Annotated in this window: 13 protein-coding genes and 2 pseudogenes; 13 read left to right on the top strand and 2 right to left on the bottom strand. The window is 33.8% G+C overall.

The features are described from left to right. The first annotated feature begins 2 nt into the window (after positions 1–2). The 12 genes and pseudogenes from tssB to AC3CAU_RS01090 all read left to right on the top strand — a co-directional run bounded on the left by tssB (position 3) and on the right by AC3CAU_RS01090 (position 15,514). A complete protein-coding gene (tssB, locus tag AC3CAU_RS01145) occupies positions 3–506 on the top strand; it encodes a type VI secretion system contractile sheath small subunit (protein WP_447053102.1) in 504 nt (167 codons plus the stop codon). Next, on the top strand, positions 499–1,980 hold the full coding sequence (gene tssC / locus AC3CAU_RS01140) for a type VI secretion system contractile sheath large subunit (RefSeq protein WP_447053101.1): 1,482 nt from the start codon (positions 499–501) through the stop codon (positions 1,978–1,980). Before tssB ends, tssC begins: the two co-directional genes overlap by 8 nt. Positions 1,981–2,031: 51 nt before the next feature. Beyond that, positions 2,032–2,535, top strand: coding sequence for an Hcp family type VI secretion system effector (locus AC3CAU_RS01135; RefSeq protein ID WP_131218158.1), 504 nt, complete (start codon positions 2,032–2,034; stop codon positions 2,533–2,535). A 75-nt stretch (positions 2,536–2,610) separates the two neighbouring features. After that, complete coding sequence (tssE, locus tag AC3CAU_RS01130) at positions 2,611–3,087, top strand: type VI secretion system baseplate subunit TssE (RefSeq protein WP_447053100.1); 477 nt, start codon at positions 2,611–2,613, stop codon at positions 3,085–3,087. Further along, on the top strand, positions 3,063–4,907 hold the full coding sequence (gene tssF, locus AC3CAU_RS01125; protein ID WP_447054315.1) for a type VI secretion system baseplate subunit TssF: 1,845 nt from the start codon (positions 3,063–3,065) through the stop codon (positions 4,905–4,907). Before tssE ends, tssF begins: the two co-directional genes overlap by 25 nt. Beyond that, complete coding sequence (gene tssG, locus AC3CAU_RS01120; protein ID WP_447053099.1) at positions 4,871–5,866, top strand: type VI secretion system baseplate subunit TssG; 996 nt, start codon at positions 4,871–4,873, stop codon at positions 5,864–5,866. Before tssF ends, tssG begins: the two co-directional genes overlap by 37 nt. Further along, positions 5,863–7,302 carry a hypothetical protein gene (locus AC3CAU_RS01115; RefSeq protein WP_447053098.1) on the top strand — a complete coding sequence of 480 codons (1,440 nt, stop codon included), beginning with the start codon at positions 5,863–5,865 and terminating at the stop codon, positions 7,300–7,302. Before tssG ends, AC3CAU_RS01115 begins: the two co-directional genes overlap by 4 nt. Before the next feature lie 44 nt (positions 7,303–7,346). Further along, entirely contained in the window at positions 7,347–11,162 is a 3,816-nt protein-coding gene (gene tssM, locus AC3CAU_RS01110; protein ID WP_447053097.1) for a type VI secretion system membrane subunit TssM, read from the top strand. Positions 11,163–11,211: 49 nt separating this feature from the next. Next, a pseudogene (tagF, locus tag AC3CAU_RS01105) lies at positions 11,212–12,171 on the top strand (type VI secretion system-associated protein TagF). A gap of 71 nt (positions 12,172–12,242) precedes the next feature. Then, positions 12,243–12,938 (top strand): annotated as a pseudogene (locus AC3CAU_RS01100) (OmpA family protein); the annotation flags it as partial. A 313-nt stretch (positions 12,939–13,251) separates the two neighbouring features. Beyond that, positions 13,252–14,265 carry a site-specific integrase gene (locus AC3CAU_RS01095; protein WP_447053096.1) on the top strand — a complete coding sequence of 338 codons (1,014 nt, stop codon included), beginning with the start codon at positions 13,252–13,254 and terminating at the stop codon, positions 14,263–14,265. Positions 14,266–14,854: 589 nt separating this feature from the next. After that, positions 14,855–15,514 (top strand): hypothetical protein, encoded by a 660-nt coding sequence (locus tag AC3CAU_RS01090; protein ID WP_447053095.1) that lies wholly within the window; start codon positions 14,855–14,857, stop codon positions 15,512–15,514. A gap of 39 nt (positions 15,515–15,553) precedes the next feature. Here AC3CAU_RS01090 and AC3CAU_RS01085 read toward each other — a convergent pair whose 3' ends face one another. Together AC3CAU_RS01085 and AC3CAU_RS01080 are read right to left on the bottom strand one after the other, a co-directional pair. Further along, a complete protein-coding gene (locus AC3CAU_RS01085; protein WP_447053094.1) occupies positions 15,554–17,626 on the bottom strand; it encodes a DUF262 domain-containing protein in 2,073 nt (690 codons plus the stop codon). Continuing rightward, complete coding sequence (locus tag AC3CAU_RS01080) at positions 17,613–19,040, bottom strand: DUF262 domain-containing protein (RefSeq protein ID WP_447054314.1); 1,428 nt, start codon at positions 19,038–19,040, stop codon at positions 17,613–17,615. Before AC3CAU_RS01080 ends, AC3CAU_RS01085 begins: the two co-directional genes overlap by 14 nt. 540 nt (positions 19,041–19,580) lie before the next feature. Here AC3CAU_RS01080 and AC3CAU_RS01075 point away from each other — a divergent pair. Then, entirely contained in the window at positions 19,581–19,814 is a 234-nt protein-coding gene (locus AC3CAU_RS01075; RefSeq protein WP_131218144.1) for a VF530 family protein, read from the top strand. Positions 19,815–19,905: the final 91 nt, after the last annotated feature.

The following is a 19,905-nucleotide window of genomic DNA, read 5'->3' as shown; positions in this document are numbered from 1 at the left end:
TCATGGCTAAACGTGAAAGTGTGCAAAAGAAATTACAACGAATTCGCCCACCGCGTGTACAACTGACTTACGATGTGGAAGTGGGGGGTGGTAAAGAGGTAAAAGAATTACCTTTTGTTATTGGAGTGCTAGGTGACTTCTCAGCGGCTTCAGAATTAGAAAAAACAAAGTTAAAAGATAAAAAATTTATCAATGTTGATTTGGATAATATTGATGAGGTCATGGAATCACTTGCGCCACGTGCAAATTTTCAGGTTGAAAACACTTTAACTGAAGAAGGTGGGCGTATGTTGATCGATTTAACTTTTAACTCAATGCAAGATTTCCGTCCAGAAAATGTGGTACAGCAGGTTGATCCTTTACGTAAATTGGTAGAAGCGCGTGAGCGTTTAACCGAGTTACGCAACAAAATTTCGAATAATGAACGTCTTGAAGACGTACTTGATGAAGTTTTACACAATACCGATCAAGTTCGCAGATTAAGGGCGGAGGCAGAACATGAATAATTTACAAACTGCTCGTATGCCCCATACAGATGTTGACGAATTTACTTTGCTTGACTCTATTGTAGAGCAAAGCCGTATTGCCCGTAATGATGAAGAACATGACCGCGCAAAAAGCTTAATTGGCGAATTAGCAAAGGAAGTCATGGCGGGAACTATTACAGTTTCTGAAAACATGGTTTTGTCGATTGATAAGCGAATTGCAGAAATTAATGCTTTAATTTCAAACCAGTTAAGCAAAATCATTCATCATGAGCAATTTCAAAAAATCGAATCAACATGGCGTGGTTTATATTATTTCTGCCAAGAAACACCTTCAAATTCTCTAATCAAAATTCGTATGCTCAATACGACTAAAAAAGAACTGACCAAAGATTTTCAGGGTGCGACAGATTTTGACCAAAGTACATTATTTAAAAAAATTTATGAAGAAGAATATGGTTCATTTGGTGGGGCACCGTACGCAACTTTAATTGGTGATTTTGAATTTGATCGCACGCCATCAGATATGTATTTGTTAGAGCAAATTTCTCATGTTGCAGCTGCGGCCCATGCCCCCTTTATTTCAGCAGCAAGTCCTAATATGCTTGGACTTGAATCATTTACTGACATTGATCGTCCACGTGAAGTTTCTAAAATTTTTGAAACAGCTGAATATGTACAATGGCGTTCATTCCGTGAAAGTAATGACGCGCGCTATGTCGCATTAACCATGCCACGCGTATTAAGTCGTCTACCATATCATCCTAAAGAAGGTACTGCGACTGAAGGTTTTAACTTCGTAGAAGAAGTTTCGGGCCAAAATCATGAGGAATATTTATGGATGAATGCAGCCTATGCATTTGCGACGCGTTTAACCAATGCCTTTGATATGCATGGCTGGTGTGCAGCCATAAGGGGTGTTGAAGGTGGAGGCTTGGTTGAAGGCCTGCCGGTACATACTTTTAAAACCCATGATGGTGAAGTTGTTGTTAAATGTCCAACTGAAATTGCCATTACCGACCGTCGTGAAAAAGAACTCAGTGATTTAGGCTTTATTCCGCTGGTACATTGTAAAAATACAAATTATGCCGCTTTCTTCGGTGCGCAATCGACTCAAAAACTGAAAAAATATGATAGCGATACTGCAAATGCCAATTCAGCTTTATCTAGCCAGATTCAATACATTATGGCAGTTTCTCGTATTGCCCATTACTTAAAAGCCATGATGCGTGACAAAGTTGGTAGTTTTGCCTCTGCTGGAAATGTTGAAGCATTTTTAAATGAATGGTTATCGCAATACGTTTTGTTGGACGATGGAGCATCGCAAGAAGCGAAAGCACAATATCCGCTTCGTGAAGCTTCAGTAAAAGTTGTAGAGAACCCAGCTCAACCTGGACACTACAAGTCTGTGGTTTTTTTAAGACCACATTTTCAATTGGATGAGTTGTCGGTTTCTTTACGACTTGTTACTGAGTTACCTCAGTCCTCTCATTAATCAGAGTGCAATTTATAATAACTTAAAATTAAAATAGGAAAATTTATAAAAATGAAAGATATATACGTACAATTTCGAGGAAAATATAAAGTTGATGGCGAATCTCGTGACTCAGAGCATAAAGATTGGCTAGAAGTGAACTCTTGGGCACACAATATCCGCCAACCAAAATCTGCAACATCTTCAAGTGTGGGTGGTCATACTGCTGAACGTGTTGAACATTCAGATATGCTGTTTGTTAAAGATCTGGATGCAACAAGCCCAAAACTTTGGGAAGCCTGTTCAGCCGGTTATACCTTTGATGAAGTTCAAATCGACTTTTATCGTGCAAATGGTGATAAACGTATTAAATATCTTCAAATAAAACTAAAACATGTTCTGGTATCAAGCGTAATACCACATGTAAATGAAGAAGGTGTACCTACTGAATCATTCGGATTGAAATATGCAGCGGTAGAGTGGACCTATAATCAACAAGATATTAACGGCACACAAAAAGGTGCTGTAACTAAGAAATGGTCACTTTCAAATAATACAGCATCTTACGCTGCATAATTTGATGATAAGGATAATGGCTAACCTATGTTGGCCTCTATTTTTTCATCAATCACATGAATAAATAAGAAAAATATGAATCCAGATCAACTCTATCCATATGGTTTTAGAACAACTTTATTTGACCGTTTATTGCCTGAAACAGAGAAAAATTATCAGGGGATATCGCTTCAACAACTACGGGAATCTATTGCTTCTGATCTCGAGGATTTACTCAATAGCCGCATGGCTAAATTAGATGACTTCATTGAAGATTTTCCGTTAGCGAAACAATCTATTTTGCGATTTGGGATTATTGATTTTGTTGGGTTATCGACCGCTAATCCAACCGATCGGGATAAAATTTGTCAATCGATTGAACAATCAATAGCTGCACATGAACCGAGGTTAAGAAAAATTAAAGTAAAGATTTTGCTCGATAGTCATAATATGGGAGCTTTATGTTTAAGCATTCAAGCCTATTTAAACATTCATCCTCTATTTGAACCGGTTATTTTTGATGCTTCATTAAAACCAACAACACAACAATATGTTATTTCCGCGCGAGCTTAAGTGGGTTTTCCGTTATTGAAGAACTATTACCGTATTATGAAAAGCAATTACAAGAATTTGGGCAACAATCGCGTGAATTTGCACAAAAATACCCAAAAATTGCTCAACGCTTATCGCTTAATCAGGAACAAATTGATGATCCGCATATTGAGCGGTTGATTCAAGCTTTTTCACTGGTTGCTGCTCGTATCGATAAAAAACTAGCGGACAGTTATGATATTTTTACCTGCTCATTATTCGAGGTCATGTTTCCTCAATATCTTAAACCTTTCCCTGCATGTTCAGTGGTGAGTTTTGAGGATATCAACAAGGTCAAACAATTGACTGAAGCACATGAAATTCCTAAATCAACTGCATTAAAGTCACGTAGTTTTAAAGGGGTACAGTGTGAATTCACGACGACGGGGCCCATTAGATTGCTGCCTATTTTATTGAATAATTTAAGCTTTAAAACTAATCCTAGTGCGCATATGCATTTAAATCAAAATGCGACCTTGAGCTTCAGCTTTGAAATTTTTAATCACAGTAAAAAAAATTTAATGAATGAAAAATTACCGATTTATTTGGATGCAATTTCAAGCTTTCCGTTACAGGTTTTAGATAACATATTCAATAAAAGTACTGGATTTTCATTAAAAATAGGGAATGATTTTATTGAAATCACCAATCCATTTGAAGTGGTGGGTTTTGATGAAACAGAAAGTTTATTACCCATTGATCAGCATACTCATCATGCTTATCGTTTGTTAATGGAATATTTTTGCTTTCCTGAAAAATTTAATTATCTAAATCTCAATTTAAATTTTTTAAATCATTTACCCGCTGAGCAAAACAAATTTGAAGTGAGGATTCATTTAAAATTAAATCTGAATGATCAGGCTTGTATTCGAAATTATGCTGAATTAAATGTCGCTAACTTTAAATTGTTTTCGACGCCAGTGGTGAACCTATTTAATAAGCAAGCAGAACCCCAGAAAATCAATCATAAACAACTGGAATACTCCTTGGTGACAGATGCTCATCATCCCGACTTTTATCAAGTTTATTCAATTCATGAGATGAATATGATTCGGGAAAAAAGCAATCAAGACCAGGTCATTTTTCCTGTTTTGCCATTTTTTGCGATGAGTCATTATCATCAGGAGAGTATTCAGTTTTTTTATAGTGTGAATCCCATCCAATTACAAAATAAATCGGTTGAAACGAGGTATTCGATTATTTCGAAACACTTGTCACCTCAAAGCACCAAGTCTGATTTTATCAGTATCAGATTATTGTGTTGCAATCGAGATTTACCGCATGAGGCTTTAAGTCAGGCCAATAATATTCTTCATGTAAATGATAGTAATTTAGCACGGCGTGCGCTTATGTTAAAAAGGCCCACTAAGCCCTATTATTTTGAACAAAATAAAAAGGAACAATGGCGCATTATTTCTCATCTTTCTCTAAACACATTGTCATTCATGAAAGGCGATGCGATTAGTCATATGAAGGAACTTTTGGAGTTGTATAATTTACCTAAATTAAAAGAAAATCATCTCATTATCGATTCCATTAAAAATATTGATTTTTCTTTAACGCAAAAGCTTATTCAAACTAAGCCATTTCCTTTATTTGTGCGAGGTGTCAAAGTCAATTTAGCCATCGATTCACAGGTTTTTAGAGGACATAGCCTATATGTTTTTTCGCAACTTTTAAGTCATGTATTTAATTTAAAAGTTCAAATGAATAGTTATGTAGACATTATCGTCAGTGATGCAAACACACAACAGGAGTTATACCAATGCGTTCAGAACGTTGGTGGAAAGATGCTTCTGTAATTGATGATCTGATGAATACACCTACAGCTTATGAGTTTATTCAAGCTACACGCTTATTAAGACACATGCCTTATACCGCTACAACGCAGTATTGGGCAAATGACTTTAAATTTAACAGCTCTTTAAACCTTAATTTTCCTGCTTCTGAAATCGAAACACTAACTTTAGAAAATGGGCAGATTCATTTAACCAATCTGATTTTTGGCTTAACAGGGATGCAAGGTGCTTTACCGTATACCTATACCCATAAAATGAAACACAGTAGTCGACAGCAGAAATTAGAAATCATTAACTTTCTGGGATTGTTCAATCATAAGCTCACTGCACAATATGTAGACGCAAGCTTGACCTATCATTTGCCGATACGTTATGAAATTGAAAAAGAAAATGATTATCTTGATATTCTGCATGCGTTAAATGGTTATGTCAGTTCGCAACAGGATCAAGCTGAATTAGATGATTATTTCGCTGAATTTTCAGGTTTAATGCAGGGACAAAATAATACGGTCTATGCTTTAAAGACAATGCTGAATTGTATTTTTAAAGCTGATTTTGAAATAAAAGAGTTTATTGAAGAAAAATTCAAATTAGATGAGACACAAAAAACAACTTTAGGCAGTTTAAATACCAGTTTATTAGGTATTAATACTTTTTGTGGAGAAAGTATTCGACAAATCGACGGGAAAATAGAAATACAAGTCGGTCCATTATCTAAAAAAGATTATTTTAATTTTATGCCTAAACAGAAGCTGAGTGAAAAGCTTAAATTTTTTTTATCGACTTGGTGCAGTCCAACCGTGGTGGTGGATTTACGTTTAATTCTAAAAAAAGAAGAAATGCAGCCTCTTTGTCTAGATTCCAACTCGCAGTTTGGCTTGTCACAGGGGGCTTTTTTAATGCCTAAACTTGCTCAACATAATTCAGAAACCTGTTATGCATTATTGGGAGATATGCAATGATTAAACTCATTCTAGGAGCATTGAGCAGTATCTTTCTAATTGTCAGCATAACGATTATTTATTATTGGCGTGACATCCAATACGATCCATCCAGCCTGGATTTATTGTCATATTTTATCGTTTTACCTTTAGTTTTATCTTTAATCCTGCTTGCACCCTATCTAATTTATCAAGCTTACCATGCATATAAATTACGTAAACAACAACAAGCAATAGCTTTATTAGAGCAACAATCGAATAAAGAAATACCAGAAGCCAATGAAAAAGTTGAAGATGTTAAATGGTTAAATCTACATATTTTCTCTTCATCGGCATTTAGTGCATTTGGTGAAAATGAAGCCATTATTGATGAAATGAAAAACTTTAAAAGCCCAGAATTAGATCATAGCTTAACCCATGGTGATGGCTTACCTGTCTTATCCTATAGAATTACGGCATTGGATAATGTATTGGAACAACAGAACGATGAAGAGGAAATGGAAGAAAAGCAGGAGCGTTTGCAACGAATCCTGGCATTAATTCAACACCCGTTAGAGCAACAAAGCGAAATTTTATTGCAAGTGGGAGAACATTTAAAACAGTCTGCATTTTTTTATGATAGTGAACTGGCATACCAGTATCATATGCATCCTGCCTGGAACAACTTGGACTTCTCTGTAAGCGATCCGACTAGCAATGAAGAGAAATGGGAGCTTCAAGTTGAGCAAATACCACGTTTAAATCGACTAAATATTCATATTTTATTATCAGACAGTTTATTGCATGTGTGGGATGAACATTTTAGCGAAAGAATGTTGCTTAATTTTATGCAGTCATTGGGCATTATTTTGCAGCATATACATATCCAACATCACTTTATAAATCAGCAAAGTTCCTATGAAAATTGGCTGCATTTATTGGATCAAATATCAACACAATCACATGAAGTGTCATTGGTGATCAATGTGGATTCTGAAATTGATCAAGAGTTACTGGATGAAAAAATATGGTTGTCGAATGACTATTTGGCTGCAGAATTTGCATCTAGCTGGTGCGTAGCTGCTCAGGACCTAAACATCAATCATGCAGAAGCCATCAAGTCACTTAAAATTGCACTTAATGTCCATGATCTAGCGGCGTGTCTAGATCAGGCCGTACCTCATCATACGAAATACACCCAGCAGGAACAGCCTTTTGTACTGGTTTTAGATAATGCAACTGATATCAAAGTGATTAAACAAACCAACCAGATTTTTGTCCCCACTTTAATAGAAACATATCATCTTTTATATACACAACAAAATTTTGGCCATACACAACCACTTGCAAAAATTTTTGGCTTTATGTTGGGTGTACATATGCCAAAGGATCTTATAGCAATGATACACAGTATCGATCAAGCCTCAACTCATGCTATTTTTCAAGCGGTTGCTGGATCAAATCAATTCGAAAAATAAGCCATTTAAATATTAATAAAAATGAATAGAATAACGAGAACCGTATGTTTTATAACATCTTAGCTTATGTCTGGCAGTATGTAACCCATCCTAAAGCCATTATTGCACTATCTTTTTTAGTGGCACTGGTTTCTTCATATAATGTCATTCCCCGAAATATTTTTTGGGCGTTGATTGCAGCCTATGTTTTGATACTCATCGGCTATGGCATATATTGGCTGAGGAAAAAATATCGTCATTCTAAACAGGGTGAAGCACTTGCTGAAGCCATAAAAAGTAATACGCATGCGGAATATGGCAAGCAGAAAGATAAAGATGAATTACAACTGATTAATCAGCAAATAAAAGAATCTATTCAACTGATTCGTAAGTCGAAGTTGGGAGATAGAAAGGGTAATGCTGCCTTATATGAATTACCTTGGTATATGGTGATTGGTAATCCGGCAGTAGGTAAGAGTTCAGCGATCTATCATTCAGGGCTTAAATTCCCTTTTGAACAGTCGCATCAAAAAATGGTTTCTTCAAGCTTAAGTGGCACACGTAACTGCGACTGGTTTTTCTCAACTGAAGGGATATTACTCGATACGGCTGGGCGTTATTCGGTTTATGCTGAAGATCATTCTGAATGGTTAGGCTTTTTAGGTTTATTAAAGAAAAGCCGCCCTAAAGCACCGATTAACGGTCTTATCGTGATTGTCAGTATTGCGGATCTGGTCAGTCAAAGTCCTGAAAAATCAATCAAACTGGCTAAAAATTTAAGAGCACGAATTCAAGACTTAACCGAACGATTAGAGATTTTTGCACCTGTGTATTTGGTGTTTTCTAAAATGGATTTGATCGCAGGATTTACCGAATTTTTTGAGTATTATGAAGTCAATGAATTTGATCAAGTATGGGGTGCAACCTTAAAATATGACCCGAATTCTGCAAATAGTGCAGTTGAACTTTTTGAACAGCATTATTCTATTTTATATGATGGTTTAAAAGGGGTAAGTACCACACATCTCAGTCGACGTCATTCACAAAATATCTCACCGAGTGTAATGACATTTCCTTTAGAGTTTAAGAGCCTAAAACCGGCACTAAAAACCTTTATTGGAACTTTATTTGAAGAAAATCCCTACCAGTTTAAACCTATATTCCGGGGTTTCTATTTCACCAGTGCCTTGCAAGAAGGCAGGATCGAAAGTCCAATGACAGAGCAGATCGCACAGGATTTTCTTTTATCCAAAAGTCCGAACAGTGAAAATAGCATACCGACCAATTCGATTTCCCAAAATCATGGTTACTTCCTGAAAGGTTTATTTTCAGAGGTAATTTTAAAAGATAAGAATCTGGTTAAACAGCATATTAATCCAGGACGTAAGCGACAACGCAACCTTGCTTTTATTGCCGCATTATTCGGTATGTCGTTGATCCTAAGTTTATGGGTATGGTCATATCGTAATAATCAACAGCTGATTGCTGATGTTCAGGCAGATCTATACCAGGTTATTCAACTTGAAAAACAATCGGGACAAGAGCTATCAACGCAATTGAACGCTTTGTTGATTTTACAGGATCGCATGCAACAACTGGATCAGTTTAATGAAGATCGCCCCATTAAATTTAGTTTTGGTTTGTATCAAGGCAATGAATTGCGTGACAAGTTAAAAGCGGAATATTTAAAAGGCGTGAAGCAAATTGTTTTACAGCCGACACTGCAAAATATTACCCAGTATTTGCAACGGGTAAAAAGCAATGAAGTGACTTTAAAAGCCAATCATATCAATGTTGAAATAAAGCAAATTGCTAAAAATGAACAATATTTAGAGCCATCTGAAACCAATCCTCAAGATGCTTATAATGCATTAAAAGCTTATTTGATGATGAGTAATCCACAGTTTATGGATTCAAGTCATTTAAGTGATCAAGTCACACGTTTCTGGCGCTCTTGGCTGGATGCAAACCGTGGTCAAATGCCGCGTGGGGAAATGATCCAGAAAGCGGAGCAAATTTTATCCTACAGTATGACTCTAACGAATGAGCAGAAATTTCCTATTCTTGAATCGGATACCTTGCTGGTAGATCAAACTCGCCAAGTTTTATTGTCCGTGATTCGTGGTATGCCTGCGCGTGATCGTGTATATAACGAAATAAAAATGCGTGCAGCAGTGCGTTATCCTGCAGTCACGGTGAAGCAGTTAGTTGGGGAAAATAGCCAAAATACACTACTGGGCAGTTATGCCTTGCCTGGCATATTTACCTATAAAGCATGGTCGGATTATGTAGAAAAAGCCATTGATGTAGCTGCAAACCGTCCAACGGATAGTAAAGATTGGGTATTAAATAGCACGCAATCGGATGATCTGACTTTTAGTGGAAGTCCAGACCAAATTCGCAAGCAGTTGACTGCCCTATATAAACAGGAATATATCGCTGAATGGCATAAATTTTTGAATGGCATTTATGCAAAGCCTCATGATTTCAAACAACAGGCAAAGAATATAGACACTTTAGGTGAACCAGAAAATTCACCGATTCGTTCTATTATCAATCATATTGCTAAAGAAACCAGTTGGGATAATCCAGTCGTTCAAGCAGAACTCGCTGCACCGCAAACAGGTTTTGTGGCCTGGTTTAAACGTAAATTTTTAAGTAATGATGATGCTCACATTGCCCAACAGGCATCGAATCAAGCTCAAACTGTGATTTCAAAAGAATTCTCGATGTTCTATCAAATGGTGCGTAAGCGGGATGATCAGCAGAATAAATCTTTATTGGATGAATATATGCAATCACTTGCGCAAGTTCGTAGCAAGTTTAATGATCTAAAAAGTGCAGGGGATATTGGTCCTTCAGCCATGACCTTGGTCAAGCAAACCATTAATGATCAAAATTCAGTCTTTAACGCTACCCAAAAAATTGTTGATGAAAAAATGTCCATTGGACTAAATGAACTGGATCAACAGATTTTGCAAAAACTATTGATGGGTCCATTAACGCAAGCATTTAATAGTTTATTGATTCCTGCACAGGATGAGCTTAATAACTTATGGGGACTGCAAGTCAATCAACCGTTTACAGCAAATTTAAGCCAAAAATATCCGTTTAATTCCTCTGCGAGCTTGCAGGCGACCAGCAATGAAATTAGCCAAATATTTGGTGGAAATGGCAGTATTGCACGCTTTGTGAAAGATCATCTTGATCCATTGGTAATTCGTCGTGGATATACCTTGACCTCTAAAACATGGAAGGATTTAGGACTGAGCTTAAATCCTCAATTTGTCATGAATTTCCAAAGTTATGTTGCACCGAGTAATGGAGTGGCGACAGGAGAGTTGAATCCAGCTTCAGTATCCGCTGCAACGAATCAATCAAATTTCCAATTTTATCCCTTGGAAAATACCCAGCTATTTTCTTATACGATTGATATTGATGGACAAAGAATGGTCTACGAAAATGGCATTCAGCAATGGGTAAATTTTGTCTGGCCAAACCAAGGGGCTATTCCGGGTGCACGTATTACAGCTATAGATTTAGAAGGGCAGACCCATACGATTTTTGATGAACCGGGCGAGTATGGAATAAACCGTTTAATTGATCGTGCGCAGCGTACTCAACGCGATGGTAGTTTTGAAATGATTTGGAAAAATCCACAAAATCCAAACTTGGCTGTGAAAGTGAATTTTCGTCTGATTAGTGGCAATTCAGGTCAAATTGGTTCGAGCCGTGGTTATGCTGGCATGCAATTGGTTGATCAAGTCGTAAATCATAAATCCGTGCGTGTTGTCGCTGCACAAGCAGCATCGACACCTGTCGCATCAGTTAAAACCAATGCAACATCTCCATTATCAGATTTTAATGGAACAATGCCATGATTGATCACAAACGACTAAGCAGAATAATAGAAAGAGGAGGAGATTTTTAATGTATGAAATGAAAACTTTCCCACTTTATTATGGTAAATGTCCTGCACGGGGTGATTTCCTGAAAACTCGAGGCCAGTCTTCTTTAATTCAATCGATAGATCAATGGATTACGGAGGCACTTGAAGATGCCATGCAGTCATCAGATTTTAGTGCCACGTATGCAAAAATACCCTCATTGGATTTTTTTATTGCTAATCTACAAGAAAGTAAGTTTATGGTAGCTAATTTGATCGCCAGTGAAGATAGTTCAGGTCGTCAATTTCCGATGTTACTGAGTCATTTATTACAGGTTGATTCGGCATACGATCATATTTTGTATGCACCTTATAATCATAAGCAAACTTTGATTGATTTGTTTCAAAAAAATCGGATGATACATTCTGTACGTGATCCAGACGTTCTGCTAGATAAATTAGAAAAATTAAGTAATGAAATTCAAATACTTACCAATGCGGAAAGTGCGGAATTTTATGAACATCATACGATTCATTCATTTTCACAGTTAATCAGAATAAGTACTTATGATTTTGCTCAAAGTATGATCGGTTTAGGATTATTGTTGCAACCCGTAATTAAACAAGGAACAAACAGATTAAAAAAGGTACTGATTTTACCGGTAAATAATCCAAGTTATTGCTATGAAATTGCCGCTTTTTGGGTCAATTTAATTACCTGTTTTGTGTCTAAACAAAATACTGAATTGTTCTTTGGAATTTTACACAGTGATTCACCGGTATTGTTATTTGGATTCCAAGGTGCTGATATTATTGCATTAAGCGAAATATTTAATCAAAAAATGGATTCAAAGCATTGGGTTTCATTGCTTAATGCAGACTGGATTGATCCGTATTTAGAACAAAATGCCGGTTTAGCAGCTTTGGAATAATGCCTAAGTGAACGCCAAATGAGCTTAAGCCAAGCTATGAAATTATTTAAACAAACATTTATTAATGAATAAAAAATATGAAAAAACAAATAATTAGATTTATTTTTAATATCATTTTCTTGATGTTAAATGCGGTCGTCATTGCATATGCAGAACCAATCGTAGCTGAAGGCGCTGTACCTAATGAAACAAGTAAACAAGCGATTTTAAATAAAATGTATGCTATTTACGGTGCAGATCAAGTAATTGACAAAATTCAGGTTCGTACTGTATCTGCACCTAATGGCTGGAGTGATTCTGTTGCAAAAATCATTACATCAGATTTAAATAAAGTTAAACAAGGGAAATTATCTATACGCAGTACACAGCTTGAATTGATTGGAAAAGTCTCAAATCAAAGCGATATACCGCAAACTACAGCAAATTTGCAAAATTTGGTTCAAGCACCATATCGTTTAAATATACGGTTAACTGTAAATCAGGCGGAACAGAAAATTCTTGATGATACTTTAAAAAATCGAATTATTGAGTTTGAATCTGGCAGTGTAATACTAGCTGAATCAGGTACCAAAATTTTGGATGAAATGGCAGTTGCATTAAGCAAGGTTACTGGAAAGAAAGTCAAAATTATTGGACATACGGATAGTTCAGGTGACGCGGCTAAAAATTTAACTTTAAGTCACGAACGTGCAGCTGCAGTAAAAAATTATTTAATTGGAAAGAATATTCCAATAAAAAGTTTAAGTATCGAAGGTCTAGGTTCAAACAAGCCAGTTGCAGATAACACAACATCCGAAGGACGAAAGAAAAACCGTAGAATCGAATTCGAAGTTCTATGAAGTATATAAAGAGCTACATTTATGTGGCTTTTTATAAATAATCTTTGATTTCGTATAATGTATATTATGTTAAATCCGATACACCTAACCATAACTTCATATTTCTTCTACTCTAACCATAATTCAATAACTTAAAGCAGTATTCTTTTTATTCTGAATTGTGATATGTTGACCTAAACAATACTTCATAAACTTTACTATGTTTGCTTTAAAGACAATTCATTTAATAAAAAAAGTTTCAAATGAAAATCAATTGATTCTATTGTTTGATATAGATTCTTCTTGCCCATGTCTTTACCCAATGTTGTACACAATGAAGTCTCTTCGCTTTCAAAGCCAATCTACTCAGCATGCTGATTTAATTTCATTAAAATTTTGGTATGAATTTTGGTTTGATAAATTTTCTACTTCTTTTTGTGAATCGTTCTATTCTTCAAGTTATAATTTCGAAATTATCCAAAATGAAATTGACAGTTTCATTATTTATCTGGAAAACAACAATAAAAATGATGATCACCTTATTAGGCTAAGGAATAATCAAAGCGTTAATTACACTACAATTGGTCATCGAATTAAATCATTCTTAAAGTTTTATAGCTTTCTAATAGATGAATACTTGACTATTCATTCTCAGCCACAACTTACAAGAAAGGAAATCGATAGGATTAAACTTAATCTAGATAAATACATGATAAATAAGAAGAAAATTTTAAATAGGTTTTCAAAGACAAATAAAACAATTAAAAGTGAAATTAATTATTCTTTTAAAAGCATGACAGATGAAATGCTAAGAGCTTTATATCAAATTATATCTCCAAATAACTCAAATAAGACTAATGAATTAAATCCATTTAAGCTTAAACAAGCTCAATTAAGAAATTTCTTAATTGTTCATCTAATGGTCAATTATGGGCTTAGAGTTGGTGAGTTAATGTTATTAACTATAAATTCAATTAAAAAGTCGATTCAAAGCCATTCTTACAGCCTTATCATCACAAATACAGATGATGAGTACGATGATAGATTGAGAAAACCGAAAATCAAGAATGAGTATTCTTATCGCGTGATTACATTGCAAGAAAGAGACTATAAAATTTTGAAAATTTATATAGATGAAATTAGAAATGATATTCCATCAAAAATTTTATTTACATCTTTAAAGCCTCCCTACTCTGCCTTAAGTTATTCTGGCATCAATAAATTATTTGATAAAATTGACTCAGTATTGAGAAATACTGCTCCATCATGTTTTGATGAAACAAATTACGATTCAATTGAAAGGTTAACTCCTACTGTCAATTTTTTTAATCTTGTCAATTTGGGATGAATGTCAGTTTGTGTTGAAGTAATCACTGATATATCAGAATTGGCGTTAGACCAACTAGACTGCCCTAAATCAACTATTTTTCTTATACGTTGTCCACTCGTCGTTGTTAGTGGTATTAAAACATTCAGATTATTCAAGACAAGATTGGCGACTTTTCTTACTGAAGCCAAAGTAGGATCTTCCCCTAATGTTTGTAGAAAATTCAAATATTCAGTTCTTATCATATACCCCACCTAAATTGTAATTTGATCACTGTTATAGAAGTTATTTATCTTCTTTGATTGAACACTATTATAACTAGATACCGACACTTCTAAGTCAAAAAGGTGTTTACAAATTTGTTGACTATTCAAACATCCTTTGATATTTTGAATATCTTAGTATGTATTTGATTTTAAATGTATTTTAAGTATTAATGAAATATTTTTCATATATTGGTAAACAGAATCAGATTATTTTTTAATTATATTTATACAATATTCTCAATTGGTTGTTTTTATTATATATTTGCTTTTAATTTATCTGTTTTGGAACGTTTTTTGCTTCTCTCATTTCAACTAATAAATTATTAATTTAGATAAGCGACATCATGGAAAACCAAGACAAATACACATTAGATGTACTAAAGTATCTAAATGATGATGAAACCTTTCAATTATTGAAAAAAAGATGGGGCTATGAGAAGAATACAAAACTTATAGTAATGGGACAAATTGAAAGGAAAGATAAAGAATCCTCTATACATAGACTTACGAATCTTAAGAATATAGAAGAAATACCTCTTCGATATCCATTAGAGAACTATAATGGATATCATAATATTTATATTGGTTTGACATTATCAGAAGATTTTAAGAATGGGCAATGGGTTCAAGCAAATCTGAAACTAGCTCCTAATAAAGAACGTGAAAAGCAATTAAACCCATTTGAATTAAATGTTCAGATTTCATCTCTGATGAAATTAGATGAAATTCCTATAAAAGTTATAGAATCTGGAATACATAATAATTTTATTGAAAACTGGATTGTAGAGCACCTTGCTGAAAAGAATACGGAAGAAATAAAAGAAAATAATAAATCAATTTTAGCGGATCAAGAAATTCTATTAAAAAGACAAAATAAACTCGAAAATCAATTAAAAGGTTTGGAAGAAAGAGAAATCACGTTTATTGAAAAATTGGAAAAGCATCAAGAAAAAATCGAATCATGTACACTTGAGCTAAAAACAATTAAACAAAATCCAAAGTAAATTAAAATTAATTGATTTATCTAAGATTTATACGAAATCTTATATACAATTTAAAGCAGTTCTAATTTTTTCAAAAATTTCTTTTTCATGGTCTTTAATCTGAGACTTGTTCCACTCTTCTTCTGTACCTAGAATTTCAAGCATTACTGATTGCTTTATACTTTCTTTGCTATTTGAATCCTTGTAATGATCAGCTTTTGCTTTAGGCATATAATTACTTAATGAAGAATTCTTAGATGCAGAAATTAAGCATAAATTACCTATGCTATCGAGTACTTTATCCGCGATCTTATTTTTATCACTCATCGGATTCTGAGGATAAAAATGTTCTACCGAACTTCTAAAACTAAATTCAAAATCCTTACGTTTAGTCGGTTGTTCTAGCCAGTATAAGTAGTCTATATAGTTAAAAACTAAATTATTTCTAATATTTCCATATCTTAAATAATCTTTCCAATTAGTAGCATAGGCACAATCATCCATATCAAAGATGATAATGTCATCATACTCATAAGGTTGTTCATTCAAATATCTGTAACCAAGAAAATGAGTTGCCGTATCTCGCAAAAAATCACGGTAATCCGTTAATTCAATGCCATTTGGTTTGTCCGCTTCTTCAGATGAAGGTTCATAACTATATGCTTTATTTAAATAGTTAAGCACCGCAAATAGCCAGTTTTTATAAATTACAGTCGGATTTGAAACATGAAACATTGACAACAAAATCAAGGTTTCATCATGTAATGAACGTCGAATATTGTGTAGTGTGGAGAATCTACGTTCATTAAAAGTATTCACATAATTGAATGAAGCATTAGTACGTCCGTTTTCCCCTTTCATATAGTAACGAACCATTTTTAAGCACCAATGATCCTTATTATTGGCATACTCTCTTTTCAAGACATATTGATCGAATAAGAATCTCAATTTTAATAAGTGAAAGATAAATTTTTTCGAAAATCTATTTTTTTCTTCAATAGACATATCTTTCGTATAGCTTTCAAAGTTCGTTAACAAGCGTTTGTCATCTAAAGAAATATTTTTAATAAGATCATCAGCTACATACGTTTTTAGGGCATGAAGTAAGAAATTTTCAAAATTAATAATACTATGAAATCGATCATTATCTCTTTCATCAAGTTCTTGATTTTGTTTAGTTCCATAGTTTATAGCTGATGATTTGCTTTTATTATGTACCAAGTCAGTAAAACTAATGAATATTTCAGTATTATTATTTTCTTTAAAGTTTAAAAATAAAGATTGATAGTTTTTAGGTCTGAAACTAAACCATTTTTTTCCAAAAATATTATTTCTTAAAGCTGTGCTAAAATTTGGGTGAGTCTGCACGTAATTATGTATGTCAGAGCATGCTTCCCAAATTTTATTAAAAGCCTCTCTAATAGCGGGTTCATCCGAGCTCAAATAACTCAATAAACGAGATTTAAGGACTTCATGTTTTTCGAGTTGTTCTCCTCTAGTATTCATAATTTCAAAGTAATGATTTAGATCTATACCTTGTGGAACCTGTACACGCGTCAAAATTACTGAGTTAAATAAATAGTGTAAATACCCAGAAAAGCTTCTATCCGTTTGACCTATTTTAAAATCATCTGCAATAGATTTTAGTACATGTTTCACAATTTCAAAACCTTCTGACATTTTTGTATTTGCATTGCTAAAGTCAGGGCTAATTTTTCCAAATTGATGAAGTTGATTTAAGGTCTTATCTGCAAAAATACGGCTTTCAAATTTTAAAATAGGTTGCTTAAAAAAACTGTCAAATTCTTTACGAAATAAATTTTCATTTTTCAATGAAAACTTAAGTGCACAGGCGATGATGTTAAATGTCGTTAATCTTTGTTGGCCATCAATTGTTTCAAAAGTGTTATAGGTATATTCACTATTTTTTGTCCGATTTACAATCAGTGTTCCTATATAATAATTTTTATCCGCTTCCTCTAAGTAGTAATCTCTAACATCATTTAGTAGCTGACTGATATGCTTTTCTTGCCACTCATAATTACGTTGGTAAACTGGTATGAAATAACGATCATCACTTAAGAAGAGTTCTCTAAGAGACAAAAAATCAATGAGCTCATTATTGTTGGACATAGTAATGATTCTCTTTAAAAAAGTTGACTACACGGACATCTATGCGTTCTTTAAAACTACTCCAACTTTCCTTATTTATATTGGGTAACATTTTTATCGGATAGTTAAGTACTTCTTCTACATGAATTGCTTCTTTAATCGTTATAAATAAATTGTAGCGTAGTACATAATTATCCAAAGAAATAAACTTTAATTGGCTATATTCAAATCTTAAGCAAAATGCCCAAACAAATGCTTTTTCAGCAAATTCCTCTAAATCACTAGTACCAAATTTATCGATAAAACACATCATAAGACAACCAAATAAGTTGGCTATAAATTGCTCACCTTCTCGATAACTTTTGCTATTTTTAAACAATAATGTGATGAGGTTAGTTTGTACTAACTGATTTTTTTCATCTAATAATTGGTACTGCGTAAAATTTTCATTAGAATTTAATTTAAGAATATAATCTTTAATACTTTGATAATAATCAACATATTCAAAGAATCTCCTACCATTAATCATCACTTGATCGAGTTGAAATGGAAAGTCATAGTGTTGCTTGTCAATGTTTCGATCAAGATCCTGATTATAGCGATCAGTGAAATGATGGCTAATTAATAATGCTTTAACATATGGATAATGATCAATCTTCGTTAAAGTTACACCTTTAAATAAGTGTACATCATCTTTAATGAAAGCCACTTTTGCAGGCTTGCCAGCCATCCATTGTTTTACACGATACAAATTACGAGCAAAGAGATTACTGAGCTTTTTTGATTCAATGCTTTCCCAGCGATCAACAATCGATGTTTTTCTTTGTTGGTCTACCTCCTCAAACTCTCGTAAGTGATAAGCTTTAAGTAAATCATGTGGATCTAAATCCTTACCACGTGCATTTTGAGAGTCAAAAAATTGGAATGCTTCAGTAATATTATTTAAGTAAAAAACAACGACCTGTGTATTTTGAAGGAGTAATAAAATTTCTTCATCATTCCAACTGCGCAACAATCTCAGAAGCAATTGGTAATTATTTGAGATGTTTTTAATACTGAGAGAATGATTATATTTCCAATGATGTTGCTTTAAATAGTTATAAATTTCCGTAATATTTTTTCTAATAACTTCACTACATTTGATAGTCGGCTCTTTACCAGTGACTCCAGTCAACTCAGCAAAAGCGAAAATAATGAGCTTTAATGTAGTAAATCGTTGTTGCCCATCTACAATGTCTTGAACATCATCATGTCTATGAAAGACAATCGTACCTAAACGGTAAGGTGCTTTTGGTGCATGTTGCATAATATCCTGAACCAAAGCTGTGACTTGGTGAGCTTGCCATTTATAAGGACGTTGATACTCTGGAATTTGTACTTTCCTTTGTTTTAGCAGGTCTGACACTAAAATAATGTCTGCTTGCAATTCCTCCATTTTTGCCAAGATTAACTCGCTGTAATTATTAAATAATTTAAATATTATAAAACAAATCTCTTCTTATGCTATCTCTTTTTAATGCTAGTACTTTCCTCCATATCGGTATGTTGAAACATAAAGTTCCTATTAACCTGAACTTAAACATTAGAGTTGAATTTAGTCTATTTTTCATAAAATTAACTGACAAGATCATTAGGTTCATGAACTTAAATTTTAAAAAATATTCAATATTATTGATAAGTAGCTTATATTTATATAATTATTGGTAATAATATTTATGAACTAGACTTTAGGTAAACATAAGTTAAATGGTGTGCACCTGAAAGAAGTCGTTTTCTTGTAGCTTTTTAACGGTAGCATATATTAAAAAGCTTTCTTTGAATTATTAATTAGTTAAACTATTTTATGCATCAGCACTGTTGTAAATAAGAAGATAAGCTGTAATTTTCTATGTTAATTACGTTTAAATTCCAACCCTCTCATTTTCTAACTAGCTCAGGTTATAATAATAGCCTCCCAAAATATGGTTGATCTATTATGAACACCTCCAATGACCCTTTACATGGCAAAAAACTTGCTGACATTTTGGATGAATTATTGGATTACTACGGTGGCTTTGAAGGCTTAAATCGTAAAATTGAAATTAGATGTTTTTGCATAGATCCAAGTGTTAAATCATCATTACGATTCTTACGTACCACACCATGGGCACGTGAAAAAGTAGAAAGCTTATATCTGTATGTCTTACGCCAAAAAGCCAAACAGAATTAGTAGCTATCAAAACCGTAGTCTCAGCATAATATTTTATACCAAATAGTAACCTACACTTATTGAATAGCCACCAATTTTATAGACACCTTTT

Source organism: Acinetobacter sp. GG23 (assembly GCF_057766365.1).
This window is presented reverse-complemented; position numbering and strand designations above follow the sequence as displayed.